31 protein-coding genes are annotated in these 25,229 nt (G+C 36.5%); 11 read left to right on the top strand and 20 right to left on the bottom strand.

The annotated features are described in order from the left end of the window. Positions 1-158 precede the first annotated feature (158 nt). From ACMA47_RS11010 to ACMA47_RS10995, 4 genes are all read left to right on the top strand, one after another. Positions 159-620 (top strand): hypothetical protein, encoded by a 462-nt coding sequence (locus ACMA47_RS11010; RefSeq protein WP_413929822.1) that lies wholly within the window; start codon positions 159-161, stop codon positions 618-620. A 172-nt stretch (positions 621-792) separates the two neighbouring features. Further along, entirely contained in the window at positions 793-1,497 is a 705-nt protein-coding gene (locus tag ACMA47_RS11005; protein ID WP_047426580.1) for a MotA/TolQ/ExbB proton channel family protein, read from the top strand. 12 nt (positions 1,498-1,509) lie between these two features. Continuing rightward, on the top strand, positions 1,510-1,908 hold the full coding sequence (locus ACMA47_RS11000) for an ExbD/TolR family protein (protein WP_407848334.1): 399 nt from the start codon (positions 1,510-1,512) through the stop codon (positions 1,906-1,908). A 35-nt stretch (positions 1,909-1,943) separates the two neighbouring features. Further along, a complete protein-coding gene (locus tag ACMA47_RS10995) occupies positions 1,944-2,834 on the top strand; it encodes a ferric siderophore ABC transporter substrate-binding protein (RefSeq protein ID WP_413929821.1) in 891 nt (296 codons plus the stop codon). Between the two features lie 15 nt (positions 2,835-2,849). On the opposite strand, the gene ACMA47_RS10990 is transcribed toward ACMA47_RS10995, so the two are convergent. The 9 genes from ACMA47_RS10990 to ACMA47_RS10950 form a co-directional block, all read right to left on the bottom strand. Continuing rightward, on the bottom strand, positions 2,850-3,242 hold the full coding sequence (locus ACMA47_RS10990) for a hypothetical protein (RefSeq protein ID WP_413929820.1): 393 nt from the start codon (positions 3,240-3,242) through the stop codon (positions 2,850-2,852). 71 nt (positions 3,243-3,313) lie between these two features. Beyond that, positions 3,314-4,717 carry a nucleoside recognition domain-containing protein gene (locus tag ACMA47_RS10985; RefSeq protein ID WP_413929819.1) on the bottom strand — a complete coding sequence of 468 codons (1,404 nt, stop codon included), beginning with the start codon at positions 4,715-4,717 and terminating at the stop codon, positions 3,314-3,316. Positions 4,718-5,023: 306 nt separating this feature from the next. Further along, on the bottom strand, positions 5,024-5,533 hold the full coding sequence (locus tag ACMA47_RS10980; RefSeq protein ID WP_413929818.1) for a DUF6973 domain-containing protein: 510 nt from the start codon (positions 5,531-5,533) through the stop codon (positions 5,024-5,026). Positions 5,534-5,587: 54 nt separating this feature from the next. Beyond that, a complete protein-coding gene (gene accD, locus ACMA47_RS10975; protein WP_047426596.1) occupies positions 5,588-6,442 on the bottom strand; it encodes an acetyl-CoA carboxylase, carboxyltransferase subunit beta in 855 nt (284 codons plus the stop codon). 89 nt (positions 6,443-6,531) lie between these two features. After that, entirely contained in the window at positions 6,532-7,602 is a 1,071-nt protein-coding gene (fbaA, locus tag ACMA47_RS10970) for a class II fructose-bisphosphate aldolase (protein WP_034694186.1), read from the bottom strand. Positions 7,603-7,672: 70 nt separating this feature from the next. Continuing rightward, positions 7,673-8,539, bottom strand: a complete 867-nt coding sequence (locus tag ACMA47_RS10965) for an NAD kinase (protein WP_034694189.1) — start codon at positions 8,537-8,539, stop codon at positions 7,673-7,675. 1 nt (position 8,540) lies between these two features. After that, entirely contained in the window at positions 8,541-9,194 is a 654-nt protein-coding gene (locus ACMA47_RS10960) for a CBS domain-containing protein (RefSeq protein WP_034694191.1), read from the bottom strand. A 187-nt stretch (positions 9,195-9,381) separates the two neighbouring features. Continuing rightward, entirely contained in the window at positions 9,382-9,912 is a 531-nt protein-coding gene (locus tag ACMA47_RS10955) for an RNA methyltransferase (protein WP_413929817.1), read from the bottom strand. Between the two features lie 5 nt (positions 9,913-9,917). Next, positions 9,918-10,538 (bottom strand): toxin-antitoxin system YwqK family antitoxin, encoded by a 621-nt coding sequence (locus ACMA47_RS10950; protein WP_413929816.1) that lies wholly within the window; start codon positions 10,536-10,538, stop codon positions 9,918-9,920. A gap of 55 nt (positions 10,539-10,593) precedes the next feature. Between ACMA47_RS10950 and ACMA47_RS10945 the strand changes: the two genes are divergently transcribed. Continuing rightward, entirely contained in the window at positions 10,594-11,193 is a 600-nt protein-coding gene (locus ACMA47_RS10945) for a hypothetical protein (protein WP_413929815.1), read from the top strand. Between the two features lie 12 nt (positions 11,194-11,205). Here ACMA47_RS10945 and ACMA47_RS10940 read toward each other — a convergent pair whose 3' ends face one another. Continuing rightward, positions 11,206-12,084, bottom strand: a complete 879-nt coding sequence (locus tag ACMA47_RS10940; RefSeq protein WP_034694197.1) for a bestrophin family protein — start codon at positions 12,082-12,084, stop codon at positions 11,206-11,208. Positions 12,085-12,348: 264 nt separating this feature from the next. Between ACMA47_RS10940 and ACMA47_RS10935 the strand changes: the two genes are divergently transcribed. Then, on the top strand, positions 12,349-13,227 hold the full coding sequence (locus tag ACMA47_RS10935) for a cupin-like domain-containing protein (protein ID WP_413929814.1): 879 nt from the start codon (positions 12,349-12,351) through the stop codon (positions 13,225-13,227). 136 nt (positions 13,228-13,363) lie between these two features. On the opposite strand, the gene ACMA47_RS10930 is transcribed toward ACMA47_RS10935, so the two are convergent. Continuing rightward, complete coding sequence (locus ACMA47_RS10930) at positions 13,364-13,894, bottom strand: GNAT family N-acetyltransferase (protein WP_413929813.1); 531 nt, start codon at positions 13,892-13,894, stop codon at positions 13,364-13,366. Positions 13,895-14,020: 126 nt separating this feature from the next. On the opposite strand from ACMA47_RS10930, the gene mutS reads away from it, so the two are divergent. After that, complete coding sequence (mutS, locus tag ACMA47_RS10925) at positions 14,021-16,612, top strand: DNA mismatch repair protein MutS (protein ID WP_413929812.1); 2,592 nt, start codon at positions 14,021-14,023, stop codon at positions 16,610-16,612. A gap of 31 nt (positions 16,613-16,643) precedes the next feature. On the opposite strand, the gene ACMA47_RS10920 is transcribed toward mutS, so the two are convergent. From ACMA47_RS10920 to ACMA47_RS10905, 4 genes are all read right to left on the bottom strand, one after another. Further along, positions 16,644-16,811: a hypothetical protein gene (locus ACMA47_RS10920; RefSeq protein ID WP_156106404.1), complete on the bottom strand. Its 168-nt coding sequence runs from the start codon at positions 16,809-16,811 to the stop codon at positions 16,644-16,646. A gap of 158 nt (positions 16,812-16,969) precedes the next feature. Then, positions 16,970-17,125 carry a hypothetical protein gene (locus tag ACMA47_RS10915; protein ID WP_156106405.1) on the bottom strand — a complete coding sequence of 52 codons (156 nt, stop codon included), beginning with the start codon at positions 17,123-17,125 and terminating at the stop codon, positions 16,970-16,972. Positions 17,126-17,169: 44 nt separating this feature from the next. Beyond that, on the bottom strand, positions 17,170-17,331 hold the full coding sequence (locus tag ACMA47_RS10910; protein ID WP_142723515.1) for a bacteriocin: 162 nt from the start codon (positions 17,329-17,331) through the stop codon (positions 17,170-17,172). Between the two features lie 112 nt (positions 17,332-17,443). Continuing rightward, positions 17,444-18,274, bottom strand: a complete 831-nt coding sequence (locus tag ACMA47_RS10905; protein ID WP_413929811.1) for a hypothetical protein — start codon at positions 18,272-18,274, stop codon at positions 17,444-17,446. Positions 18,275-18,409: 135 nt separating this feature from the next. On the opposite strand from ACMA47_RS10905, the gene ACMA47_RS10900 reads away from it, so the two are divergent. The 3 genes from ACMA47_RS10900 to ACMA47_RS10890 all read left to right on the top strand — a co-directional run bounded on the left by ACMA47_RS10900 (position 18,410) and on the right by ACMA47_RS10890 (position 20,043). Beyond that, positions 18,410-18,898, top strand: a complete 489-nt coding sequence (locus ACMA47_RS10900; RefSeq protein ID WP_413929810.1) for a TlpA family protein disulfide reductase — start codon at positions 18,410-18,412, stop codon at positions 18,896-18,898. An 11-nt stretch (positions 18,899-18,909) separates the two neighbouring features. After that, on the top strand, positions 18,910-19,566 hold the full coding sequence (locus tag ACMA47_RS10895) for a thioredoxin family protein (protein ID WP_413929809.1): 657 nt from the start codon (positions 18,910-18,912) through the stop codon (positions 19,564-19,566). Between the two features lie 75 nt (positions 19,567-19,641). Continuing rightward, positions 19,642-20,043: a DUF2809 domain-containing protein gene (locus tag ACMA47_RS10890; protein ID WP_413929808.1), complete on the top strand. Its 402-nt coding sequence runs from the start codon at positions 19,642-19,644 to the stop codon at positions 20,041-20,043. Between the two features lie 24 nt (positions 20,044-20,067). Here ACMA47_RS10890 and ACMA47_RS10885 read toward each other — a convergent pair whose 3' ends face one another. From ACMA47_RS10885 to ACMA47_RS10865, 5 genes are read right to left on the bottom strand one after another with little or no spacing between them, the layout of a single operon-like run. Beyond that, positions 20,068-20,988 (bottom strand): YARHG domain-containing protein, encoded by a 921-nt coding sequence (locus ACMA47_RS10885; RefSeq protein WP_413929807.1) that lies wholly within the window; start codon positions 20,986-20,988, stop codon positions 20,068-20,070. After that, positions 20,985-21,623, bottom strand: a complete 639-nt coding sequence (locus ACMA47_RS10880; protein ID WP_413929806.1) for a DUF2306 domain-containing protein — start codon at positions 21,621-21,623, stop codon at positions 20,985-20,987. The genes ACMA47_RS10885 and ACMA47_RS10880 overlap by 4 nt, the downstream gene beginning before the upstream one ends. A 1-nt stretch (position 21,624) precedes the next feature. Continuing rightward, on the bottom strand, positions 21,625-22,029 hold the full coding sequence (locus tag ACMA47_RS10875; protein WP_253315871.1) for an energy transducer TonB: 405 nt from the start codon (positions 22,027-22,029) through the stop codon (positions 21,625-21,627). Positions 22,030-22,051: 22 nt separating this feature from the next. Continuing rightward, on the bottom strand, positions 22,052-23,353 hold the full coding sequence (locus ACMA47_RS10870) for an alpha/beta fold hydrolase (RefSeq protein WP_413929805.1): 1,302 nt from the start codon (positions 23,351-23,353) through the stop codon (positions 22,052-22,054). A gap of 31 nt (positions 23,354-23,384) precedes the next feature. Further along, complete coding sequence (locus ACMA47_RS10865) at positions 23,385-24,587, bottom strand: NAD(P)/FAD-dependent oxidoreductase (RefSeq protein ID WP_413929804.1); 1,203 nt, start codon at positions 24,585-24,587, stop codon at positions 23,385-23,387. A 114-nt stretch (positions 24,588-24,701) separates the two neighbouring features. Between ACMA47_RS10865 and ACMA47_RS10860 the strand changes: the two genes are divergently transcribed. Further along, positions 24,702-25,196, top strand: a complete 495-nt coding sequence (locus ACMA47_RS10860; RefSeq protein ID WP_034692066.1) for an acyl-CoA thioesterase — start codon at positions 24,702-24,704, stop codon at positions 25,194-25,196. Positions 25,197-25,229: the final 33 nt, after the last annotated feature.

The following is a 25,229-nucleotide window of genomic DNA, read 5'->3' as shown; positions in this document are numbered from 1 at the left end:
TATGAAAACAAAAGTAAGTATTATTGGGAGATTCAGACTTATTGTTTGCATTGATTTTAAAAAATTATTTTCAAAATCCTTTTAACTTTGAATCAATTTTTTATCTTTGTCTAAAACGTTTAACAATCATATTATTACAGTTCTTTTTTTAAGAAAAAATGAAAGGGATTTTAAAAATTTACCATCCGGAGGAGACGCTAAAATACAATATCAGAAATACTTATTGTAAGGCAGTTTACAGCAACCAGCAACACTTTTTAGAGGTTGAAGTGATTACGGATGACAGTTTGGATCACGTAGATGATGATTCATTACAGTACAACTTTCCACAGCTTTCACTTGAAGTGTTCGATTTCCCTATCGAGTCGACGGAAATTGAAGGAAAAACAATCAAAATCAATGATTCTTATGAAGAAACTTATACAGAGGTAGATCTTTTCGATGATGAAGAGGCCTATATCTATGACAATGAGCTTCTTTTTGAAAGAAATGAAGAAGGGGAACTTCAGGTCATCTGGAAAGGGACCATTGATGATTTCTATACCGGATCAGATACACCGATCCCTTTTAGATTAAAATGCGAATTTAAGCAAGATGATATTGAGGTAGGAGAAGACTAACATAGGCTTCTATCTTTTTCATACCAGATTTCTTTTCAAAATTATTTTTGGAAAGAAATTTGCTGTTTGTAAAATTGTAACAAAATTTAAGTTGTTTTTAAGCAATTTTTAAGAGTTCAATTCATAATATTCTCCTACATTTGTCGTTGAAATTTAATAAAATTTACATTTAATGCTGTTAACGGAACTTTCTCAGATTTTATTTGCACAAATCGCCACACCTGCAGTTGCTGCAGACAACTTAGAGTTCTCATTCTGGAAGATTATGTTCCATGGAGGAGCTTTCGCTAAAATAGTGATGGTCACTGTATTACTATTGGGAGTGTTTTCTCTGTACCTGTTTTTTGAAAGATTTTTCTTTATCAAAAGGCTGACATCAAAAACAGATTCCAACTTCATGAACAATATCGAAGACTTCATCAAGGCCGGAAAAATAGAGGCAGCAGCAGATTACTGCAAAACCCAGAACTCTCCTGAAGGAAGAATTTTAGAAAAAGGAATTTCAAGATTAGGACGTCCTGTTTCTGATATTGTAAGTGCTATGGAATCCCAGGCACAGGTAGAGGTTGCCAATATGGAAAAAAACCTGAACCTTTTGGCTGTAGTACCAAGTATCGCTCCCATGTTGGGTCTTTTAGGTACGGTAATCGGGATGATTATTGCTTTCTTTAATCTTTCCCACGCAACAGGATCTTTTTCTCCGAAAACACTTTCAGAAGGTATCTATACTGCTTTAGGACAGACCGCTGTAGGTTTGGCTGTAGCGATTCCTGCTAACTTCTGTTATAATATTCTATTGACAAGGATTGATAAATTTGTCCTGAAAGCTCAGAATATGTCAGGAGAATTTTTAGACCTTATCAACAAACCTTTATAAATCTTTCTTACGATGAAAATTCAAAGAAGAAATAAAGCAAATCCGGAATTCAGTTTAGCAGCGATGACAGACGTTATCCTGTTGATGCTGATTTTCTTTATGATCACCTCTTCAGCTGCCAATCAAAGCGCTATTGATGTGAATCTGCCGAAAGCCGGAGCAGTTGACGACAATATTCCGAATCCTGTGACGGTAAGCATCAAGCCGGACGGCTCATTCTTTGTGGATGACAATCCTGTAAATAGAGGAGAACTGGAGAAAATAATTGTAGATAAATTAGCCAGCCAGCCCAATAAATCATTTACGATCAGAGCTGATGAAAACACATTGCATAAAGATGTTGTTTTTGTGATGGAAATTGCTGAAAAATATAAATTTAATATTGCCATTGCAACCGTTAAAGATAAATAACAGACCCGGATTTCCGGAAAGAATTACGTTTTAAGATGAAAAGCTATACAGCAAACAGAAACGAAGAAAATAAAGATAGAGTAAAGAGCGCACTGCTTTCTATTCTCATCTGGGCTGCTATTCTGCTTTTTGTTTTTTTGTATAAATTAAAACCTGAACTGGATAAAGACCCTGAAGTCGTTACTACCATGCTGGTCAACTTCGGAGACAACAGAAATGGAAAAGGGATTGAAGAACCTGCTGAACAACCGGGAAGTCTTGCCGCTGCAACGGAAGAAGTAACTCCGGAGCCTGCAGAAACTCCTGTTCCGGAAACAAAAACAGTTATAAAACCAGCACCAGTACCAACTCCGGAACCAAAGAAAACTGAGGTTAAGGAGAAAGTAATTACAGGAAATAATTCAAAAGCTACGGTTCCTAAAAAAGAGGAATCCAAAAAAGCTGAGAAAAAAGAAGCCACAAGCACAAGTGCTTCAAAAAATACTAAAAAATCAGGAGCAGCTACGGCTAACTCAAAAACAGGGAATGGAGACGGAAAAGGAACTGCAGCCATCGGAAACCTGATCAAAGGAAGAGGAACCAAAGCCGGAAGCCAGGGAACTGGTGAAGGTATTGGAAATGCGGGAGATCCTTTAGGAGGAGATGGAAACGGAGACAGTAAAGTAGGGATCGACAGAAAGCTGGTAGGCTATATTCCCGGAACAATGGGACGAGGAGGAGCACAGCCTTCTCACAGTTGTACGGCAAGTGGATCAATTACCATTGCTTATACGGTAGATAAAGCAGGAAATGTGGTGTCTGCAAGAAGATCCGGAGGTGTTTCAGATCCTTGTGTAGCATCTACCTCTGTGAGTTGGGTTAAGAAATATGTGAAGGCCGAAAAAGCCAATACTTCTTCCACAGGAACTTATAAAATTACATTCTAAAAATACAAAAGCACTTTATTCAAGTGCTTTTTTTAATTCATTTATTCTGTTGATAACCGGAAGGGCAAAGATACCACTGGTCTGAAGATACAGTTCGTAGAATGTCTTTGCTTTATCCTGAAAATCTTTGTTCTGATCATATCTGCTGTTGAAATAGAAAAGATTTCCCAGCATTTCATAGTAATCTTTGTGATCTCTTTCCTGTCTTTCATTCACAATGGCAATCATTTCTTCCTTGGTTTTAGAAGCAACCTCTGTGAAGCTCATCTTAAAGATATCTCTCATCAAAGTATCAAAATCCAGCTCTTTCTGCATTAAACTTTCTTCAGGTTTATCCAGAATAAGCTTTTCTAATGCCTGGGTTAATTGACGGATGAGTCTTAGGGTAAATTCTTTATCTGTGATCATAATGGGTTTAAAGTTTTAAGTTTAATGTTTAAAGTTAATAGCATCTGCTCAACCAGCAAGGTTTAATTCAATTAAGCAAAGAATAAGTAAGCCAATGCAATAGCAGTGATAACGCCTACCAAATCGGCCAGAAGCATAGCAATTACCGTATATCTTGTATTCTTAACAGCTACGGCACCGAAGTATACTGCAATGACGTAGAACGTCGTATCTGAGCTTCCCTGAAGTACAGCTGCCAATTTTCCCTGGAAACTATCAGCTCCGAATGTAGTCATCGTATCCACCATCATTCCTCTGGCTCCTGAACCGGATAAAGGTTTGATTAACGCAGTCGGAAGTCCGTCCACGAATCTTGGATCCATATTGGCAACATTGGCTACCCATTTCATTCCGTCAATGATTACATCAAATACACCGGAAGTTCTTAATAACGAAATGGCAATCAGCATTCCAACCAAATAAGGAATAATCTTAACACAGGTGGTGAACCCTTCTTTTGCGCCTTCAATAAAGGCATCAAAAACGTTGATCTTTTTATAAACGGCTCCTAATACAATCGCAAGGAAGATAAACAGAATTAAACCATTGCTTAATACTTTACTGAAGTCATCCAGTTCGTCTTTACTCAATTGTACAAGGTATACTACCAATAGAGCAATAATCGCTGAAATTCCTCCTACATAAGCTATTACTACCGGACGAAGAAGATTGATTTTCTGATACAAAGAAACAATAATCATCGCAGCCAGTGTAGCTGCAAAAGTGGCAATCATACACGGCAGAAAGATGTCTGTGGGAGTTTTAGACCCCATAGATGCTCGGATTGCAATAATGGAGACGGGAATTAAAGTCATACCTCCGGCATGAAGACACAGAAACATGATCTGTGAATTACTGGCAGTATCTTTATTAGGATTTAAAGTCTGGAGGCTTTCCATTGCTTTTAAACCAAAAGGAGTGGCAGCATTATCCAATCCCAGAAGATTAGCGCTGAAATTCATCAGCATATGTCCAAATGCAGGGTGGTTTTTTGGAATTTCCGGAAATAATTTGGAGAAAAATGGCTGAATCAAACGGCTTAGAAGGTTGATTCCTCCTGCTTTTTCAGCAATACTCATGAATCCCATAAACAGGGTCATAATTCCGATAAGACCAAGACAGATCTTTACTGCAGTTTCAGAGGTTCCGATAACTCCATCGGCTTCCTGAACGCGATAAACATTTACATTCTGTTTTAAAGAATCTGTTTTATAGTGAATTCTGCTATCTGCAAAATCATTTTTTTTCATCAGGCTGTCTCTGACAACAGGAGAGAGGCTGTTCATAGGTTGAGAGGCAATCTTCACTGTATCACCTCCTTTTCCCACCACCATATCATTGAAAATGGTTTTGTAGTTACCTGACGAAACATATTTTATACTGGCAATGGCAATGGCAATGATAATGAAAGCCGACCAAATTCTGCTGAGAACCATCTGATTGATTTAATTGTTTAAACTTATCGAAAATACTTCAAACCACAAAAATAACTAAAGTCTTTTGTTATTCCGGTATGAAAGAGAGCTAATGATGGTTTCTTGGCTTTATACTATTTTAACGCAGTGCTCGCAAAGTTCTTAAATAATGGGAAAAAAGATTTTTCTCGTTCGCAAAGGCGTTAGCACTCAGCAAAGAGAACTTCAATTATGGAACATTGCTGAATGAAATGGCCTTGCGGACGAGAATATGCATTAAGCTTTTAAGCTTTCCTTGCGATCTTTAGCGTTTAAAATAAAAATAATTTACTCTTCCAGGTAAACAAGATGTCCTTCAAAATCATCATCCAGATTTTTCAGAACTTTAGCATCATCCATTTTTTTGATTAATACATCTACAAAGAAGCTTTTTTCAAAAAACTGGCGGTGAATTCCAGGGAGAATTTCCATAAAATAATCCATTCCGATTTTGTTGTTATGGAGATCCATTTTAGTTTCTAAAGGCTCATTGGGGAAGAGCTCTTCATGCATGTCTGTTATTCTCTTGCAGAAATCCAGAGCTTTTTTAGGGGAAGAGATTTTGCAGCAGTACATCATAATGAAGCAGCACCACAGGGCGTGTCTGAAAGCATTTCCAATTCCGTTATTGGAGGCTGTTGCAGGGAATTTTTTCTGTGCAATGGTAAATGCTTTTACCGTAGCATGAAAACTTAATAAAGCGAAAAGAGGATGGGGAAGGACAAGTGATAAAAGACGGATAATCTTTTTAAAACTCATACTTCTGATGGTATTGAAAAATATCTTAAAAGTCCTCATAAATAAAAATCTCTCCCTAATTAGAGAGAGATTGTATTGTTTTTGTTACAGATACTATGCTTTTACAGCTAATAAATTAACTGTTTTGGCAACAGTATCCTGAATTTCAGTTCTTTTTACGATGAAATCTACAAATCCTTTTTCCTGTAAGAATTCTGATGTCTGGAATCCTTCCGGTAAGTCTCTACCGATTGTTTCACGGATTACTCTTGGTCCTGCGAAACCGATCAGTGCTCCCGGTTCTGCCATAATGATATCAGCAGTCATTGCAAAAGAAGCAGTAATTCCTCCGAATGTAGGATCACAAAGATAAGCGATGTATAAAAGTCCTGCTTCAGATAGCTGAGCTAATTTAGCCTGAACTTTTGCCAACTGCATCAAAGAGTAAGTAGCTTCCTGCATTCTTGCTCCTCCGGACTGACAGATAATCATATACGGAAGTTTGTGTGCGATACAGTAATCAATTGCTCTTCTGATTTTTTCACCCATTACAGAACCTAAAGATCCACCGATGAAAGCAAAATCCATACAAGAAACTACCATTTCAGTTCCTTTTACAGTTCCTACAGCGTTTCTGATAGAATCTGTAAGCTTAGTTTTAGCTTTTACTTCTTTCAAACGGTCTTTGTAAGGCTTTGTATCTTTGAAGTTTAAGATATCAATACTTTCAACATTGGCATCCAGTTCGGTAAATTTACCACCGTCAAAAAGGATGTCAAAAAATTCTGCACTTCCTATTCTTACATGAAATCCATCTTCAGGAGAAACATAGTTATTTCTCTTTAGTTCATCATGTTCCACTACTTTTCCGGATGGAGTCTGATGCCAAAGTCCTTTAGGAACGTCCTTTTTCTCATCAGTAGAAGTGGTAATGTTTTTTGCTTTTCTTTTAAACCAGTCGAATGCCATTTTTGTTTGTATTAATGTATAAATGTAAAATGTACCAATGTAAATGTATTTCTATGAATACTTTTTACATTGATACAAATGTACAGTTCTTATTTTAAAGTATTTACGTTATTTAAATCTTCAAATGCTTTCACCAATCTTGTAGAGAATGTTTCTTCACCTTTTCTTACCCAAACTCTTGGGTCGTAGAATTTCTTGTTAGGCTTTTCTTCTCCTTCAGGGTTTCCGATTTGAGCTCTTAAATATTCAATATTGTTAACCATATAGTCTCTCACACCTTCTGTGTAAGCAAACTGAAGGTCAGTGTCGATGTTCATTTTGATTACTCCATAGTCGATAGCCTCTCTGATCTCTTCTAAAGTAGATCCTGAACCTCCGTGGAATACGAAGTTGATAGGTTTTGCAGCTGTTCCGAATTTTTCCTGAACATATTTCTGAGAATTGTCAAGGATTTTCGGTGTAAGAACTACGTTACCTGGCTTATAAACTCCGTGTACGTTACCGAAAGCAGCAGCGATAGTGAAGTTATCAGAAATCGCTTTTAATTTTTCATAAGTATAAGCGATATCTTCAGGTTGAGTATATAATTTAGAGTTATCAACGTCTGAGTTATCTACGCCATCTTCTTCACCTCCTGTTACTCCGATTTCTACTTCCAGAGTCATCTGAAGTTTAGCCATTCTTTCGAAATACTGAGCTGAAATCTCAAGGTTTTCTTCTAAAGATTCTTCAGAAAGATCCAGCATGTGGGAAGAGTAAAGAGATTTTCCTGTCTGCTTAAAGAATTCTTCGTTAGCATCCATTAATCCGTCAATCCAAGGAAGTAATTTCTTTGCACAGTGGTCTGTGTGTAAAATTACTGTTGCTCCGTAAGCTTCAGCAAGAGTATGAATATGTTTTGCTCCAGCGATAGATCCAAGGATAGCAGCTCTTTGTCCGTCATTGTTTAATCCTTTTCCTGCGTTGAATGCAGCTCCACCATTAGAAAACTGGATAATTACAGGAGAGTTCAATTTCGCTGCAGTTTCCATTACAGCATTGACGTTGCTTGATCCAATTACGTTTACTGCAGGTAATGCAAATTTGTTTTCTTTAGCATACTGAAAGATATCAGTAACTAACTGACCTGTGGCAACTCCTGCCGGAAAAATTCTGCTCATGTTTTACTTTTTATTATAAATTTATTAGGTGTTTTAATTTCGTGTAAAGGTAATCATTTTTAAGAAATTACTAGTTTCTTTTATCTCGGCCCCAAAGGAGCTTCTGACGGATGGTTTCGTAAAAACTCAAACCGTTGGGCTGCACCAGAAGAAGCTGGAATTTTGCCTTTTTGATAATGATTTCCTTATCCGTTTCTATGTGTATCAGTCGGGAGTCTAAGGAAAGAGAGTATTGAGGTACACGGCTTTCCACCCTGAATTTTATTTCTACTTTGTCATTCACTACTAAAGGTCTCACATTCAGATTGTGAGGAGCAATCGGAGTAATGACGAAATTTTCGTTGTTGGGAGAAATGATTGGTCCACCACAGCTCAGCGAGTAAGCGGTAGAACCGGTTGGTGTTGAAATAATGACACCATCACCCCAGAAAACATTTAAAAATTCATCATTGATATAAGAATCCACGGTAATCATGGATGTTGTTTCTTTTCTGGAAACGGTAACGTCGTTTAATGCATAAGGGAAAGCTCCTTCCAGTTTGGGAGAAACGACCTCTATTACGGAACGGCGGCTTGTTTTAACATCTCCTTTTAAGATGGAGTCCAGTTCTTTAAAGGCTTCTTCTTTGGTGAAAAAGGCTAAAAATCCAAGTCTTCCTGTATTAACTCCTACCACCGGAATTTCAAGATCCTCAATAAAGGTTAAAGAATTTACAATCGTTCCGTCTCCACCGAAAGTGAAAAACAGATCTACTTGTTTATCCAGAAGATCCTGTTTGGAGTTGAAAGTTTCGAATATTTTTGAAAACTGAAGTGCTTCAGCCATTTCATCATACAGAACAGATTTTACACCTCTTGCTTCAAGTTCAGAGATAAACTTGCTTAAATATAAAAAAGTATCAAGATCTTTTTTCTGAGAATATATGGCTGCCTTCATGTTATATTTCTATGAATTTTTGTAAAAAACCATAACGGTCTTTAAACAGATCGGATTTCTCATCAGAATAGTATTTTTCAACAATTCTGTAGTCGTACCGGTCAAATGTAGCATCTATCGAGGCCAGGTTTTCATTGCTGATCTTTATTGTGACCTGGACCACCTCTTCAGACATAAAGCTTATAAACCCTCCGTAAAACTTCGAATTGTTGCTTTCTACAATATTGGTAATTTCCGTCATTGAATATTTTCTGGCCGGAGTTTCTACGGTAAGAATAGCTCCTGTTTCTGAAAATAAAGGATAACGGGAAAGGTCCTGAAAAACATCTTCACAGGTAATATACCCCAGATATTTTTCATTTTTATTAATCACCGGAATCACATTGGAGCTGAAAGTATAAAACAGACGGATGCTGTCCATCACATTGTTGTCCTCCAGAATTGCAAACCGTTCAATCTGGTGTTCCAGGTCCTTCAGTGTTCCCCCATCTTCTTCATACAGAAAGTCCATGGCAATGGCTCCGAAGAAGTGATGAGATTTTTTGATGAAAATATGGGAATATCCGAAGTCTTCCAATAGGTTTCTGGCCGACTCTATGGAGTCAGACAGGCTAAAACATGGAAAGTCTTTTGAGATATAGTCCTTGATAAACATTGTGCTAATTTATAAAAAATTAAACGAAACTTTTTCTGAAAACCCTACTTTTTTTAAGATGAAACAAAAAAAATGCCGTCAAAATTTGTTTGTAAAAAAAAATAAAGTACCTTTGTCGCCTTTCATTTTTACTTTTTATTAGATTTATTTCAAACTGCACTGTCTACTAAGGACATATGCAGTTTTTTTATTTTAGTGCTTTTGCAAATTCCCACATCACAATTCCGGCGCACACACTTACATTAAGAGAATGCTTCGTTCCAAGCTGTGGAATTTCTAAAAACACATCAATATTCGGAAGTACTTCATCGCTGATTCCTTCCACTTCGTTTCCTAAAATCAAAGCATATTTTTTTGATCTGTCAATGGTAAAATCAGTGATAAGCTGGCTTCCTGTAGTCTGCTCAATCCCGATGATTTCATATCCTTTGCTTTTCAAATCAGCAATAGCATTATTAGTTTCTGCTTCATGAGACCAGTCTACACTTTCCGTTGCTCCCAATGCCGCTTTATGAATCTCACGGTGAGGTGGCTGCGGTGTAATTCCGCAAAGGATTATTTTTTCAATTAAGAAGGCATCTGCCGTTCTGAAAGCTGCACCTACGTTGTGCATACTTCTGATATTATCTAAAATGATGACCAACGGAATTTTTTCAACCTTCTTAAATGTTTCTACATCTATTCTGTTTAGTTCTTCCAGTTTTAGTTTCTGTACCAATTGTATTATTTTGTTGAGATTAATTTTCCGTCTTGATAGACCTCTGTTTTTTCTATGCTTCCGTCTTCACGGTAATGAACCCTGTTGCCGTTTCTTTTATCGTTGGCAAGATCAGTTTCACGCTGTAATTTTCCTGATGGATAAAATACCTTCCATTTTCCGGTGGCAAGTCCGTTATCATATTGCCCAATGTCTTTTATAGATTTTCCGTCTTCATGAAAAGTTTTGCTTTCTCCCTGTAATTTATTGAATTTATAATTAGATATTTCAACTATTTTACCGGCAGGAGAATAAAAAGTAGCTGTCAGGCTGTTGTCATAAATATTCTTTTCTCCATTTCTGAAAGCTTCTTTGGAAGTCAGCACTCCGGTCTTATCAAAATAGGACCATTCTTTTACTTTGTATCCTTTTTTATATTCTCCTTTTGACTGCATTTTTCCGTTATCGTGATAAAAAACAGCATCGCCATCCAGTTTTCCTTTTTTCCATTCCACGGTATTTTTTACCTGGCCGTTGTCATAGAATTCTTTGCAGGATCCTTCCTGTAGCCCGTCCTTATATCCACAAGGTTTCTGTGCTGTGATCAGAACAGAAGTGGAAAAAAACAATAGAAACACGTACTTCATAGCTATTTTTATTTCAAAAATAGTAAAATACTTATATTTGACTCAAAAATATACTATGAAAAAATTATTCACCTTATTCATATTAATATGGGGATTTATATATCTGGAGGCACAAAACACCTATTATCCTCAAGCTTTTTTTGATAAAAAACTGGCAAGAGATATGCTTGGATTCGGGAATTCTACCATTGAAGGAGTCGCTTCCACAAAACAAAAAAACAACTGGGGCATCAAACCATTGCTTGGCGAAAAACATTATGCACCGAAAGGAACCGTTGTTATGCTTTTTCCTGTTACTCCTTATTTTGAGGAATTTTATAACATGAGAAAGAAATATGAAAATAAAAAAACAACAGTATATATGTCTGAAGAAGCTTTTAAATACAGAGTGGAAGCTTTAACAGATGATCACGGGAGGTTTAAATTTGAAAAACTGAAACCCGGGAAATATTACCTTGAAACCATCGTCAATTTTACAGCGACGGCAAGCTATCAACAGCAGACCGGGACTTCAAATGCTTATAACGGATATGGAGCCTATCTGTATTCAACACCCATATACAGTACATTTTTCTACGGATATTCTGCTGCCAACAGAGAAAGCAAATTTGTAGAAATAAAACAGGATGGCGAACTCAAAGAAATCAAGCTTTAGAAGCTTGATTTTTTATTTTCTGTTCATTATCTGATGCACGTTTTTCTCAATATTCTGAGCTAAAGTCTCCATAGGAATATCATTCTCATCATTATTGAACGGATCTTCAATTTCTTCTGCAATAAGCTCAAGACTCATCAAGACATAATAAACGAAAACGGTAAGCGGAATCATGAAAAGACCTATCGTAATCACGTAGGCAATAGGAAGCGCAAAAACATACAGAATAATAAACTTCTTGATGAAAGAAGAGTAGGAATAAGGAATCGGAGTGTTTTTGATTCTTTCACAACCTCCGCATACATCCAGAAATCCTGAAAGCTGAGTATCTAAGTACAGCATTTCAACTTCTGAAATTTTTCCTTCTTTTTTTAACTGGTTCAATTTATGACTCAGCAGAATCACTATTTCGCTTGGCCCATGATTTTTTAAAGAGCTTTCAATTTCAGAATAATCTTCATCCAAAGCCAGCCTTGTAGATTCCTTGGAAAGGTGTTTGGCTAAAAAGTGAGGAAAGTATTTTAAATACCTTGCTATCTGCTCAGCATCCTGGCGATTGTCCCCAAGAATCGTATTGATTTTTATGGCAAAGTTTCTGGTGTCGTTAACCAGTTTTCCCCAAAGTTTTCGCCCTTCCCACCATCTGTCATAGGCAGTATTCGTTCTGAACACCAGCAAAAGAGAAAGCACAAAACCCAGCAGAGAATGAATCATACCTACATTGCTCACTCCTGATTTTGTGGTAAGGTGCAGATACTCAACTTCCAGATACTGAATTCCCCAGGAATATAATCCTACAAGAATCATACTTGGGAAAAGAATTTTTAAAGTATCACTTTTGTGTAAACTGAAAAGGATTTTAATGAAATGTTTGGTATTGTAGACTCTCATAAACTCGCTTATTACTACAAATATAAATTTTTCATCTGAGCTCTGCTAATTAAGTAAGGAAGTCTGAAGCTGGGAGTGGGAAGTTATTGAAGCTGAAGAAGAGCTATAAGTTTTCCATAAAAATCTTATTATAGAATGATGTATAGACGTTTGCAGGCAAATCTTAACTTCCAGCATCCCTCTTCCAGCTTCCATCCCTTTTAATCTTAATTTTCTCACGTTTCAAAAAAACACTATTTTTAGTTCGCATTAAATACAAAATACATGATCCTCGAAAACGTAGATATTGTAAATGATATCAGTAAAGAAGATTTTCAGAAAAATTATTTTAAAAAGCAAAAACCTCTTTTGATTAAGAATTTTGCCAGTCGATGGGACGCTTTTGACAAGTGGAATCTTGCCTATATCAAAGAAAAAGCAGGAGATCAGGAAGTTCCGTTGTATGATAACAAACCGGCTGATGCTGCGAAAAGTTCTGATGCTCCGGTTACCCGTATGAAAATGAAGGAATATATTGATACCATCAAAAGCAAGCCTTCTGATCTGCGAATCTTTTTTTATATCATCACAGACAGGCTTCCAGAGCTGCTGAAAAACTTTACCTATCCCGATCTTGGAATAAAGTTTTTTAAAAGACTACCTACTTTATTCTTCGGTGGAAGTGAAGCCCATGTTTTAATGCATTATGATGTGGACCTGGGTGATTTTATGCATATCCATTTCGAAGGAAAGAAAAGAATTCTGTTATTTGATCAGAAACAGTCTCCGTTTTTATATAAAGTACCTTTGTCTGTTCACACCGTTTACGATGTCGACTACGAAAATCCGGATTACGAAAAGTTTCCGGCACTGAAATATGCCAAGGGATATGAAATTTTCATGGAACATGGTGATGCGCTCTTTATTCCGGGAGCTTTCTGGCACTTCAACAGATATCTGGAACCCGGTTTTTCTCTTTCACTCAGAGCTCTTCCCAATAAACCGAATGTATTTGCCAGTATGTTGTATCATGTCTTCATTATGAGGTACACGGATAAACTGATGCGAAAACTTTTCAAAGCCAAATGGGTGAATTATAAGCAGAAATGGGCCTACAAGAAAAGTTCCGAGGCTTTGGAAAAGCACACGAGAACAGGAAAATAATGAGGAAAGGGAGATGGAAGCTGGAGGAGGGAGGTCTCTTTACAGCTTAGTACGAATAGGCTACATTTTTATTTAGAGATGATCAGTAATTAAACGACCAATAGAAACTTCCATCACCCACCTTCGTGCTTCCAGCTTATTTATTAATCAGCCCGAAGATCGTTGCGTCAACAAATTTTCCTTTTTCAAAAAAATAATCTTTCAACGTTCCTTCTTTGCTGAAATTTAAAGAAGTTAACAGTCTTTCGGAAGAAATATTGGAGGGATCTATAAAAGCATCCACACGGTGAAGCCTCATTGTTTCAAATCCATAGGTTAAAATAGGAAGAATGGCTTCTTTCATATAAGATTGTTGCCAGAATTTGGGATTGAGCTCATAGCCGACCTCTGCTCTGAAATGTTCCCTGTACCAGTTGTGATAGCCACAGGTACCAATGACTTTTCCACTGGATTTCAGTTCCAGAGCCCATCTGAAGCCTTTGCCTTTTTCGAATTCACTGTTAAAATGCTGGATGATTCGGCGGGAGTCGTCTTCTGTCTTGAAGGTATCCAGGTCATAATATTCCATAACTTCATCTAAAGAAAAGTATTCAAAAAGGTCTTGGATATCATTAAAAGTAAGCTGACGCAAAATAAGCCTTTCAGTCTCTAAAACAGGAAATTCCATGAATAATGTGATTTGATGGCTGAAAAATACGATTAATTACTGATAAAGAAAAGTATAGAAGATTAACCTCTAAACAATTCTCTTACCCTGAATTTATTTTTTTAAATTTGGGGCTCATTTTTTACTATGGCAAAAGCAGCGAAGAAAGAAACCCCGTTAATGACGCAGTACAATACCATCAAGGCGAAATACCCTGATGCGCTATTATTATTCAGGGTAGGGGATTTTTATGAAACTTTTGGGCAGGATGCTGTCAGAACTTCTCAGATTCTGGGTATTGTGCTTACCAAAAGAGCCAATGGTGAGGGGCATATAGAACTTGCAGGGTTTCCACATCATTCTGTAGATTCTTATCTTCCAAAACTGGTAAGAGCGGGAATGAGGGTGGCGATCTGTGATCAGTTGGAAGATCCTAAGATGGTGAAGGGGATCGTAAAACGAGGTGTTACTGAGTTGGTTACACCTGGTGTTACCTTCAATGATCAGGTTTTGAATTCCAAAAAGAATAACTTCCTTCTTTCATTGCATAAAGAAAAAGAGAAATACGGAATTGCCTTAGTGGATATTTCTACCGGAGAGTTTCTGGTAAGCGAAGGAAATTTAGAAAAGCTTTTACACATCATCAATACCTTTGATCCGAGTGAGATTATTTTCCAGAGAAGCACACAGATTCCGGAACAGATCAAAAATAAAAATGCCTTTAAGCTTGAAGACTGGGCATTTCAATATAATTTTGCCTACGAAAAATTAACAAATCATTTCAAAACCAATTCTTTAAAGGGATTTGGAATAGAAAATTTACCGTTAGCGATTACAGCGGCAGGAGCTATTTTCGCCTATCTGGTAGAAGATACCCATCATAATCTGCTTGCCCATATTACAAAGCTTCAGATCATTCCTCAGGAAGATTATCTGATGATGGATAATTTTACCCTGAGAAACCTGGAAATTGTTTATCCAAGCAATCCACAGGGGAAATCACTGCTGGATATCATTGATAAAACATCTACTCCGATGGGAGGGAGATTATTGAGAAGAAGAATTATTCTTCCTTTAAAATCTGTGGATGAGATCATGAGAAGGCTATCTCTGATTGATTTCTTAAACGAAAATGATGCGCTGAAATATGAGATCTGCCAGCTTCTGAAATCCATTTCTGATCTTGACCGATTGATGGGAAAACTGGCTGCAGAGAAAATTTCACCTAAAGAACTGGGATATTTACGTCAGAGTTTAATTAATATCCATAAAATCAAAACTTTATTGCATTCTGATGCAGATGTGCTGGCGTGGTTAGAGCCTTTATTTGATCTTGAAGAGTTGATTAAATTTCTGCAGAACCAACTTAATGAAGAGCTTCCGGTAAGTATTGCGAAAGGAAATATCATTAAAGAAGGTGTTTCTGAAGAGCTTGACAGACTGAGAAATCTTCAGAGCAAAGGACGCGGTTTCCTGGATGAAATGTGCCAGAGAGAGATTGAAAGAACTGGGATTACAAGTCTTAAAATTGATTTTAATAACGTTTTCGGATATTATATTGAAGTCCGGAATACCCATAAAGATAAAGTTCCGGATGACTGGGTAAGAAAGCAAACCTTAGTGAATGCAGAAAGATACATTACCGAAGAACTGAAAGAATATGAAAACCAGATCCTTGGGGCCGAAGAAAAAATAGGCGTTCTGGAAACTTCACTGTACAAAAATGTATGTGGAGAAACAATGATTTATATAGATCAGATCCAGGGGAATTCTAATATTATTGCTCAACTTGATGTGGCTGTGGGATTATCCGAACTGGCTGTATCTGAGAGTTATACAAAGCCTGTTTTGAATGATGGCTATGCGATTGATTTAAAAGAAGCCAGACACCCGATTATTGAAAATGCACTTCCGCTGGGAGAAAAATATATTCCGAATGATATCTTTCTGGATAAAGATTCCCAGCAGATTATCATGGTAACAGGGCCTAACATGGCCGGTAAATCAGCAATTCTGCGTCAGACAGCAATTGTATGTCTTTTGGCTCAGATCGGAAGTTTTGTACCTGCAAAACATGCGGAGATCGGATTGCTGGATAAAATCTTTACAAGGGTAGGAGCTACCGATAATATTTCTGCCGGAGAATCTACTTTTATGGTAGAGATGAATGAGGCAGCTAATATTTTGAATAATATTTCAGAACGAAGTCTGATCCTGCTAGATGAAATCGGTCGTGGAACTTCCACTTATGACGGGGTTTCTATTGCGTGGGCTATTGCAGAATATCTTCATCAGCAACCAACGCAGGCAAAAACGTTATTTGCAACGCATTATCATGAGTTGAACGAAATGACCGTGAATTTTGAAAGGGTGAAAAATTTCCACGTTTCCATTCAGGAAAACAAAGGGAATATTATTTTCCTGAGAAAACTGGTTCCGGGAGGAAGTGAACACAGTTTTGGTATTCATGTGGCAAAACTGGCCGGAATGCCTGCCAAAGTGGTCAACAGAGCCAATGAAATCCTTAAGACCTTGGAAGCAAGCAGAACTCAGGGAAGCAGTTCATCAGAAACGATTAAAAGAGTAACAGAGGAAAATATGCAGCTTTCTTTCTTCCAATTGGATGATCCTGTTCTGGAGAATATCCGGGAAGAACTGACGAAAATAGATATCAATACATTGACACCGATTGAAGCTTTAATGAAGCTGAACTCGATAAAAAAAATGATTGGAGGATAATCCAATCATTTTTTTTTACAGTTATTTTGTGTTAGCAGCAGAATCCATCCTGCATCCCCGGAACTCCAGACCGTTCTTCTCCGGTATGAGGATCTGTACAGCTTATTACTCTTGGGCATACAGGTCTGTTTGCTCCGCCGCTGATCTCTTTCAGCTCAATTTTACTCAATTTTCTTTTCTGATTTTTTAAATTTTTCATAATAATTTTAATTTGGTAAAAGCTAATTTACAAGTTATTTTATTATGTTCAAAATATTGTGAGTCAAATTGTTAACTTTTTTAAACGAAAATCTATTTTATAAAAAAAGATTGAGGGGCTACCTCAATCCTTATTTATCTAACAAAGTGTATGGAATCCTAACAGCAGTATCCATTTTTGTCACCAGCTCCAAGCTGCCATTCTTCAAATTCTCCTCTGCGGCAGAATCCGTCCCAGCATACTCTGCCACTTCCTGTAATTTCTTTTAACTCACTTTTTGTCAGTTTTCTTTTTTGAATGTTTGATTTTTTCATGATGATTTGATTTTGGTTATTGTTTTAGTTTTAAGTGTATTGGATTAGCAGCAAAATCCGGTGCTGTCTAAAGGTCCTACGGTATATTCATCATCTGTTCCTCTTACCCTGCAAAGGCCTTCCCAGCATATCCCAGGTCCATTTCCTCCTGTGATATTTTTCAATGCCTTTTTAGTCAGTTTTTTCTGATTGTTTAATTTTTTCATGATATTTTTAGTTTGATTCAACTCAAATATATAAAAATCATCTATATAATTCTACTGGTTGTGAAAAAATTAACATATCTGCAAAAAAAAGAGCCTTAGCGGCTCTCTTGTATTATAAATGATTGTATTCGTAAGTATTAACGTCCGTGGAACCTGTAGTTGTGGTCCCATTTTTATCATAATAGCTTCGGATTTCTTTTGTAGGATAACCGCTGGAATTATATTCGAAATTAGATTTGAATATGGTCCATTCAGTTCCGGTTCCATTATTGTAACTGATGATGTGGTTATAGCTTAATGTATTGTGGGCAGATCCACTTTCATCTTCATTATCAATAATTTTTAAATACCCTGTTATATTTTTTAAAGGAGCATTTTTGGAGTCATATACCACTGTTTTTAAGGTAGAGGATGCTGTCTCAGTAGTATTATTCTGAGTTCTTGAAAGAGTACCCGTCCAGCTGCTCATCGACCCATCAGCATTCAAAATTGCATTTCTGGTTTCACTTCTTGTTGATGATGAAGTAGTTGCTGTATATACAATTTTTACATTGTTATTGGCCTGATAGGTATAGTTGGACTCTGAATTCCAGGCTCCTCCGAAATCAGTTCCTGAGATTGTTTTCTTGACCAGCCTGCCATTGCTGTCATAAGTAAATTTAGTATTAAGAGAAGTGTTTGAACCGTTCACTACAGATTGTGTTATCAGATCACCTGAATAGAGAAATGTCGTTACGCTTCCTTCTGTGATATTCTTGATCTGAGAAATTTTTGAACCGTTATAGGTAAACGTTAAAACATCTCCATCCATAGTCATTTTGGTTACCAAAACCGGATCATTGTTGTTATTGTTTCCGTTATTACCTGTTGAAGTATCATCGTCATTGCTGCTTGAGCATGATGCCAAAAAGAAAATTGGCAGAAGTAAATAAGTTTTTTTCATGGTTATCATTTAAGGCTGTAAAAATATCAAAAAAATGAATCAGTGACCAAAAAAATGTTTATTTGTAAAAGATTTACGGAATTGATGAATTTTATTTTTGTATATTGTTGGATTGTAGTTGTTTATATCTTGATAATGAAAAATATAATAAAAATATTAACACTGTTTTTATTCTGTACTGTTTTTAAAGCTCAGCAAACAAGTATTTCTGTAGTAAAATATGAAGATTTGGAGAAGCGTATTCAGCAGGAAAAAGATAAATTACTTGTAGTCAACTTCTGGTCTACAACTTGTGGTCCATGTGTAAAAGAGCTGCCCCATTTTATGGAAGTGAACGCTAAGTATTCAGATAATCAGAAGTATAAGATGATTTTGGTTTCCTTAGACAGGTTGGCAGATAAAGAAAGAGTCTTGAAATTCATTAAAACGAAAAATCTTACTGCTGAAGTATTGCTGTTGGATGATATTAAAAGAATGAATACCTGGATTCCAAGGTTTGAGAAAGACTGGGATGGAAATATTCCGGTAACGTTGTTCTACAAAAACGGATCAAAAATCCATTTCAATGACGGTGAAATGAGTAAAGAAGATCTGGAAAAAACAATTAAAGAAAATCTACAATAAATAATTAAATTATGAAAAATCTGAAAATTATAATGACTGCATTCATTGTTGGGCTGGGATTACTGAGCTTTACAGCGAAAGATCATAATAGAAATATTAGTCAGAAAATGGACGTTTCATCAGTAAAAGGCTATGAAGTAGGAGATGAGGCCGCTGATTTTAAGCTGAAAAATATTGACGGGAAAATGGTTTCCCTAAGTGATTTTAAAAACGCAAAGGGATTCATTGTAGTATTTACCTGCAATCATTGTCCTTATGCAAAAAAATATGAGGACAGAATCATTGAGCTGGATAAAAAATATAAAGCTCAGGGATATCCGGTCATTGCCATTAATCCTAATGATCCCAATGTACAGCCGGAAGATGGCTATCAGCAGATGATTGAAAGAGCAAAGCAGAAAGGATTCACTTTTCCTTATTTGGTAGATGAAGGGCAGAAAATTTATCCTCAGTACGGTGCTACAAAGACTCCACATGTTTTTGTGCTGAAAAAAGAAAATGGAAAGAATATCGTAAAATACATTGGCGCTATCGACAACAATTACGATAATCCGAATGATGTATCAGAATACTATGCTCAGGATGCGGTGAATGCTCTGATCAAAGGTGAACCGGTAAAAATGACAAAAACAGTAGCCATCGGATGTACAATCAAAGTAAAGAAATAATATATTTGTCTTTATAAAATGATAAGATCGGTATTCTTAGAATGCCGATTTTTTATGCCTTAAACTCAATTTGAAATGAAATTCCAATTCAGCCTGAAATACCTTCTTCTGACCCTATTTATTTTTCTTATAGAAGTGGTGATTGCCACCAAACTAAGTAATATTTTCTTTGTGAGGGCTTATCTTGGGGATGTGATTGTCGTGATGCTTCTTTACACGTTTGTGAAAAGCTTTGTGAAAATAAATGATCAGAAGCTGATTTTGGGAATTCTTATTTTTTCATTGATGGTAGAATTTGCCCAGTATTTCAATATCGCAGAAAAACTAGGCTTCCGTCCTGGAAGCCTGATGTATATTGTCATTGGAAATTCTTTCTCATGGATAGATAACCTTTGCTATGCTGTAGGCTGTCTGTTGCTCTATATTTTCGTAAGGTTGACAAACAGTGATGGCTTAACCTCAACCCCTAATCCCTAACACCTGCAACCTGTCACCTATTACCTATCTCCCAAAACTATCATATTTATCCTCCGCATATTTGGTAAAACGGTTCAGTAAAGCCACATTTTCCTTTTCCATAGGTGAAAGATCATTATCTACATTGCTTGAAACTGGGATATACCAGTCTGTCTGTTCAAAGAAATTTCTGTAGGTTTCTTTTTTAAAGGAATAACCATGTCTTGCAAATACAGAGTTTTTGATGATCTCAAGATCCAGTTTTCTTAAGTTTTTAAGATCCTTTTCCGACAGTTTCTCTTTGGATGCATTCAGTTTGAAGATGGCTTCAGAAGCAATACGGTTTTTAGAGGTTTTATAACTTTCTGTTTTTCCGGTTTCTTCATCGGTGTATTTTTCGGTAAACTCTTTAGGGTTTGACCAGTCTACCAGATCAGAATCCTTATCCAGCATAAAATTAGGGTTATAAACAAACTCTTTTTTGGTCAGTTTAAGCGTTTTTGAAGGTGCTTTAACCATTGTTTTATCAAAAGCATTCCATTTTCCGGTTAAGCTGTCGCCCTTTAATTTTACTTCAAACCTTCCGTCTGTTTTGTCATTACCCGGTTCATCAAGGACGAAAGACGTTGTGGTTTCATTGAAAACACCTCTGAACGGGCGCTGATTCCCATTCACGATACTTTGTCCGTACACGCTGTCTTTGGTAATTCTGTTGATCTTTAAAGAAATTCTTTTGTAGTTATCAACATCATATTCTGAGCCGTCTGTTGGGTCAACTACCTTTTCCATTCCTGCAAATTCACCGGTATAAATTCCGTAATATTCTTTGTGAACTTCCGGAATTACCACAGAGTCCTTTTTTGCGGTCAGAGAATCTTTTCCCGATTCAGTAGTCTTTCCCTCTTTTTTGCAGCTTAACAGAGAAACTGTAAGCAGGGAAATGAGTGTGTAATTTAGAATTTTCATATAAGTTTTTTTGTGATTAAATATTCAATAATAAGGATGTTGGGAATCCAGCCCAGCCATGCAATGATCTGATAGACATCCATAGGATTGGGATGAAATAAATATACAATAATTACCTTCCACATTCTCAGGGTAATAGCAGATAAAGTAAAAGCAAAACTCCGCCACATCCACTGCTTATGTTCTTTAAACCTTTTCTGTCTTGCCAGCTGATAGGCTTTCAACGTTGAAAACCACCATAAAAAGCCCAAAATAACAAAAGAAATCTTTGAAAAAAGGCCTCCGTTGGCAAAAACACCCATATAAATACCTGAAGGTGCAGCAAAGATCAGGATGAGAAAAATATATACTTTTCCCATATTCCTGTGGAAATTTTTGAGTCCAAAATTCTTTCTGAGCAAAGCAAGAAAACCCGAAAGAAGCACAAAAATACTCGTATACACATGAGTATAGAAAAACGGAAGATATTCCGACCTTTCTGTTACTTCCGTCTGTTTAATCATCAGAAAACTGACTTCAGGATTAAAAGGAATATATTCTAAGGTAATTTTCAGCATCAACCAAAAGAAATACCCGAACCCTAAAACTAAAAGGATTTTAAAGAAAAAGGCAGTATTTCTTTTGGCAGAGAGCATTTTAATAATTTTTAAAAGTCATAGGAACGTTATATGTTGATTTAATGGCTTGCCCATTTTTAGTGGCGGGTTTCCATCTTTTTTTTAAAGCATTCATCACACGATCCATTTCTTTATTCATAGCACGGTTGTTTCCTGTTGTTGAAATAGAACTTATACTTCCGTCAGGATTAACATCAAAAGTTGTTAATGATTTCGATGTTCCAGATGCTTTTTCCAGACAGGAAAGATCGAAAACTTGACTGATATCCTGCATCAGAGCAGTCATTCCTCCTGGGTATTCAACAGGTGTAGTAACTGTTTTTTCTGTGTTATTGTCTGGATTGTAAGTGGTTTCTGGCTGGTTGGTTTGTGAAAATGCGAGTCCAAAACCAAGACACAAAGCGAAGGTTATTATTTTTTTCATGATTAATATTATGGTATTCAGGTTATTTATTTTCGAAGAAATCAATCACTAACTCATTGAATAATTCCGGTTTTTCTTCGGGAACATAATGATTGGCATTGGGGATAATAGCTAATTGTCCTTTTGGGATAGATTCTGCGATTTTTACGGTGTGTTCTGTTTTTATAAGATCATTATCACCAGCAATGATTAATGATGGGCACTGAATTTTATTCAGGTCTTCATACTTCCATTGAGGATACTTCAAATCCAGATTCAGAAGATCAATAAAGATATCGTTTTTGTGGTCTTTATTGTCTTTAGTAAGGCTTACGAGCATTTCTTTCATGGATTTTAAATCATGATCTTTGACTCCTTCCGGAAAAATATTGGCTCCTGAACAGGCAATTTTGTCTACCATTTCGGGGTATTTCATGGCCATAGACAGTGCGAGAATTCCTCCGTCACTCCAGCCCAGAATCTTTGTTTTTTTGATGTTCAGCTTCTCTAAAAACTGTTTAATATCCTCTGTCTGAATATCAAAAGTAAGTTCTTTTGTTTTGTCATAAGTAGACCTTCCCCGTTCACGGCAATCTATAATGATCACTTTATATTTTTTAGCAAAGGTGTCTTTTTGGTTCATAAAGGCACTGATAGATTGGCCATTACCATGAAGCATAAGTACAGGTTCTCCCTCTCCATAGGTTTCATAATATAATTTGATGCCGTTAACATCCATAAATTTCCCTTCCGGCATTGTTCCGATAATACCACGACCTTTGATCAACAAAGACATGCTGCCACTGAATGGTTGGTAATCCGAAGTTTCAATGGTAAAATTTTTTACGTGCTTTATTTTCTGAGAATGGATTCCTTCAAACCAACCCTTTGAAGAGGCAATCTCTTTTTCAAAACCTGAATTTTCCAGCGGAACTTCAGTCCATTTTTTTGACTTTCCATCATTGACTTCCAACTTAAAATCGTCAAAATAAAAATCCCCGTTGTTTTGTGCAAAAGCTCCGATATTCATGATCTTCGCAGATGGATTGATGGTTCCTTTTATTTCGTAGGTTTTCCATTCATGGGTTACCTGGATTCCATAATATTGATTTTCAAAGAAACTGGTAGACTCATCTTTATTATTTATTCTGCACCATAACCCACAATTGGAACCATTGTCCTCATTGTCTTTTCTGATTTTTGCCGTTATACGGAAGTTCCAATTCTGTTTATGCTCTATATTGACAGCTTGCGTGAATGATGTCCAGTCAGAGACAATCGTTTTTTCCTGACTGTATCCTAAAAAGAACCAGAGTAAAAGAAAGAAACCGAATTTTTTTTTCATGTTTTTAGTTTTTATTAAAAGTAATAATTTTTTATAAGCTGTTGAGATCCTGTGCAATTAACCATCCTTCACTCCAGCATGCCTGGAAATTGAATCCTCCGGTCACGGCATCTATATTGAGAACTTCTCCGGCAATATAGAAATTAGGAAGTAATTTTGAAGACATGTTTTTAAAGTTAATTTCCTTTAAATCAATACCTCCAGCCGTTACAAACTCATCTTTGAAAGTAGATTTTCCGGTTACCTGAAACTTCTTTTGGCAAAGATTTTCCAGTATTTTCTGCATCTCTTTTCCGGAAATATTGGCCACCTGTTTATTAAGATCAACCTTTGAACTCTCCAAAATTTTCTGCCAGAATCTGTTGGTAATATCGAAGATCTTTGACTGTCCGATGGTCTTTTTAGGGTTGCTTTGCTTGAAATTATGGAACATTTCTTCCGCTTCATCCATTTCTATGGAAACGAAATTCACTTCAATTTCAAAGTTGTATTTAAGCTTTGCCAAACTGATGGCTTCCCATGCAGAAATTTTCAGAACAGCAGGCCCGGAAAGCCCCCAGTGCGTAATAAGCAATGGTCCGCTTTCTTCCGTTTTCAGTTTTGGAATTGAAATGCCTGCGTTTTCAAAACTGGTTCCCGGAAGATCTTTCAGCAATTCATCTTTAATATTGAAGGTGAAAAGCGAAGGAACAAGATCCACAATCTTATGACCAAGATTTTCTACCATTTTCAATGATTTTGGAGAACTTCCGGTCGTGTAAACGATATAATCTGCTTCAAAATCTCCAGAATTGGTCTTTACAATATACTTTTCGTCCTGCTTTTCAATCTCTTTTACCGTACATTTTGTCTGCACCTTGACGTTTTTCTTTTGAGTTTCATTCAGAAAAGTATTGATGATAGTCTGAGAAGAGTTACTTTCAGGGAAAGTTCTGTTATCATTTTCAACTTTCAAAGGAACGTTTCGTTGATCAAACCATTCCATCGTATCACCAGGCTGAAATTTAGTAAAGACACTTAGTAATTCCTTGTTTCCACGGGGATAAAATTGAACCAGTTCTTTGGGATCAAAGCATGCGTGAGTCACGTTACAGCGTCCGCCTCCGGAAATTTTAACCTTCTGAAGGACATCTGAATTCTGTTCTAAAATCGTAATTGTATATTTCTTTTCGTCAAGATTAGATGCACAGAAAAAGCCTGCAGCACCGCCTCCGATAATAATGATCTGTTTCATGTATATGTAATCCTATGCGGAAGATTATTTTTTCAAAAGTACAATTTTTATAAACCATCTTATTTGAGTATTTTTGAAGATTATAATTTTAATTATATCAAAAACGATTTTCATATGATTTTCTACCATAAATTTGAAGTAAGATGGAGTGATCTTGATGCCAACAAGCACTTGGCCAATTCATCATATGTACAGTATTGTGCACAGGCCAGAATGGCTTTTATGACTAAAGAGAAAATGGGAGTTACCCAGCTGAGCAGATGGGGAATCGGTCCGGTAATCCTGCATGAAAGATATTCTTTCTTCAAAGAAATCTATGCAGATCAGATCGTCATCGTAAGTGTAGAAATAGACGGATGTGCAGAAGATTCTTCCATCTACCGTTTTGTACACAAATTCTATACTCCGGACGGGATGCACTGTGCTACTGCAGAAGCTACAGGTGTATGGATTGATATGATGCTTAGAAAAATGACCACACCACCGGATGATGTAGTGGAAGCAATGAATAAGTATAAAACCCCGGACACTGTTGTATTATCGAAAGAAGACTTCAAAAAGTTTCCTTTCCATCCACACAATATTGACCCGGCAGAACTTACTCAATAATTCAAAGTTTAAAATTCAAGGTTCAATGTTTAC

Origin of the sequence: Chryseobacterium sp. T20 (assembly GCF_047345655.1) — a bacterium.
In the GTDB taxonomy this organism is placed as follows: Bacteria; Bacteroidota; Bacteroidia; order Flavobacteriales; family Weeksellaceae; genus Chryseobacterium.
Note: the sequence above shows the minus strand (reverse complement) of the source record. Positions and strands in the feature narration are given on the sequence as shown.

Bases quoted from the DNA above. Each gene is read 5' to 3' on its own strand.
- ACMA47_RS11010 (WP_413929822.1), top strand. From the start codon at position 159: ATGAAAGGGATTTTAAAAATTTACCATCCGGAGGAGACGCTAAAATAC.
- ACMA47_RS11005 (WP_047426580.1), top strand. From the start codon at position 793: ATGCTGTTAACGGAACTTTCTCAGATTTTATTTGCACAAATCGCCACA.
- ACMA47_RS11000 (WP_407848334.1), top strand. From the start codon at position 1,510: ATGAAAATTCAAAGAAGAAATAAAGCAAATCCGGAATTCAGTTTAGCA.
- ACMA47_RS10995 (WP_413929821.1), top strand. From the start codon at position 1,944: ATGAAAAGCTATACAGCAAACAGAAACGAAGAAAATAAAGATAGAGTA.
- ACMA47_RS10990 (WP_413929820.1), bottom strand. From the start codon at position 3,242: ATGATCACAGATAAAGAATTTACCCTAAGACTCATCCGTCAATTAACC.
- ACMA47_RS10985 (WP_413929819.1), bottom strand. From the start codon at position 4,717: ATGGTTCTCAGCAGAATTTGGTCGGCTTTCATTATCATTGCCATTGCC.
- ACMA47_RS10980 (WP_413929818.1), bottom strand. From the start codon at position 5,533: ATGAGGACTTTTAAGATATTTTTCAATACCATCAGAAGTATGAGTTTT.
- accD (WP_047426596.1), bottom strand. From the start codon at position 6,442: ATGGCATTCGACTGGTTTAAAAGAAAAGCAAAAAACATTACCACTTCT.
- fbaA (WP_034694186.1), bottom strand. From the start codon at position 7,602: ATGAGCAGAATTTTTCCGGCAGGAGTTGCCACAGGTCAGTTAGTTACT.
- ACMA47_RS10965 (WP_034694189.1), bottom strand. From the start codon at position 8,539: ATGAAGGCAGCCATATATTCTCAGAAAAAAGATCTTGATACTTTTTTA.
- ACMA47_RS10960 (WP_034694191.1), bottom strand. From the start codon at position 9,194: ATGTTTATCAAGGACTATATCTCAAAAGACTTTCCATGTTTTAGCCTG.
- ACMA47_RS10950 (WP_413929816.1), bottom strand. From the start codon at position 10,538: ATGAAGTACGTGTTTCTATTGTTTTTTTCCACTTCTGTTCTGATCACA.
- ACMA47_RS10945 (WP_413929815.1), top strand. From the start codon at position 10,594: ATGAAAAAATTATTCACCTTATTCATATTAATATGGGGATTTATATAT.
- ACMA47_RS10940 (WP_034694197.1), bottom strand. From the start codon at position 12,084: ATGAGAGTCTACAATACCAAACATTTCATTAAAATCCTTTTCAGTTTA.
- ACMA47_RS10935 (WP_413929814.1), top strand. From the start codon at position 12,349: ATGATCCTCGAAAACGTAGATATTGTAAATGATATCAGTAAAGAAGAT.
- ACMA47_RS10930 (WP_413929813.1), bottom strand. From the start codon at position 13,894: ATGGAATTTCCTGTTTTAGAGACTGAAAGGCTTATTTTGCGTCAGCTT.
- mutS (WP_413929812.1), top strand. From the start codon at position 14,021: ATGGCAAAAGCAGCGAAGAAAGAAACCCCGTTAATGACGCAGTACAAT.
- ACMA47_RS10920 (WP_156106404.1), bottom strand. From the start codon at position 16,811: ATGAAAAATTTAAAAAATCAGAAAAGAAAATTGAGTAAAATTGAGCTG.
- ACMA47_RS10915 (WP_156106405.1), bottom strand. From the start codon at position 17,125: ATGAAAAAATCAAACATTCAAAAAAGAAAACTGACAAAAAGTGAGTTA.
- ACMA47_RS10910 (WP_142723515.1), bottom strand. From the start codon at position 17,331: ATGAAAAAATTAAACAATCAGAAAAAACTGACTAAAAAGGCATTGAAA.
- ACMA47_RS10905 (WP_413929811.1), bottom strand. From the start codon at position 18,274: ATGAAAAAAACTTATTTACTTCTGCCAATTTTCTTTTTGGCATCATGC.
- ACMA47_RS10900 (WP_413929810.1), top strand. From the start codon at position 18,410: ATGAAAAATATAATAAAAATATTAACACTGTTTTTATTCTGTACTGTT.
- ACMA47_RS10895 (WP_413929809.1), top strand. From the start codon at position 18,910: ATGAAAAATCTGAAAATTATAATGACTGCATTCATTGTTGGGCTGGGA.
- ACMA47_RS10890 (WP_413929808.1), top strand. From the start codon at position 19,642: ATGAAATTCCAATTCAGCCTGAAATACCTTCTTCTGACCCTATTTATT.
- ACMA47_RS10885 (WP_413929807.1), bottom strand. From the start codon at position 20,988: ATGAAAATTCTAAATTACACACTCATTTCCCTGCTTACAGTTTCTCTG.
- ACMA47_RS10880 (WP_413929806.1), bottom strand. From the start codon at position 21,623: ATGCTCTCTGCCAAAAGAAATACTGCCTTTTTCTTTAAAATCCTTTTA.
- ACMA47_RS10875 (WP_253315871.1), bottom strand. From the start codon at position 22,029: ATGAAAAAAATAATAACCTTCGCTTTGTGTCTTGGTTTTGGACTCGCA.
- ACMA47_RS10870 (WP_413929805.1), bottom strand. From the start codon at position 23,353: ATGAAAAAAAAATTCGGTTTCTTTCTTTTACTCTGGTTCTTTTTAGGA.
- ACMA47_RS10865 (WP_413929804.1), bottom strand. From the start codon at position 24,587: ATGAAACAGATCATTATTATCGGAGGCGGTGCTGCAGGCTTTTTCTGT.
- ACMA47_RS10860 (WP_034692066.1), top strand. From the start codon at position 24,702: ATGATTTTCTACCATAAATTTGAAGTAAGATGGAGTGATCTTGATGCC.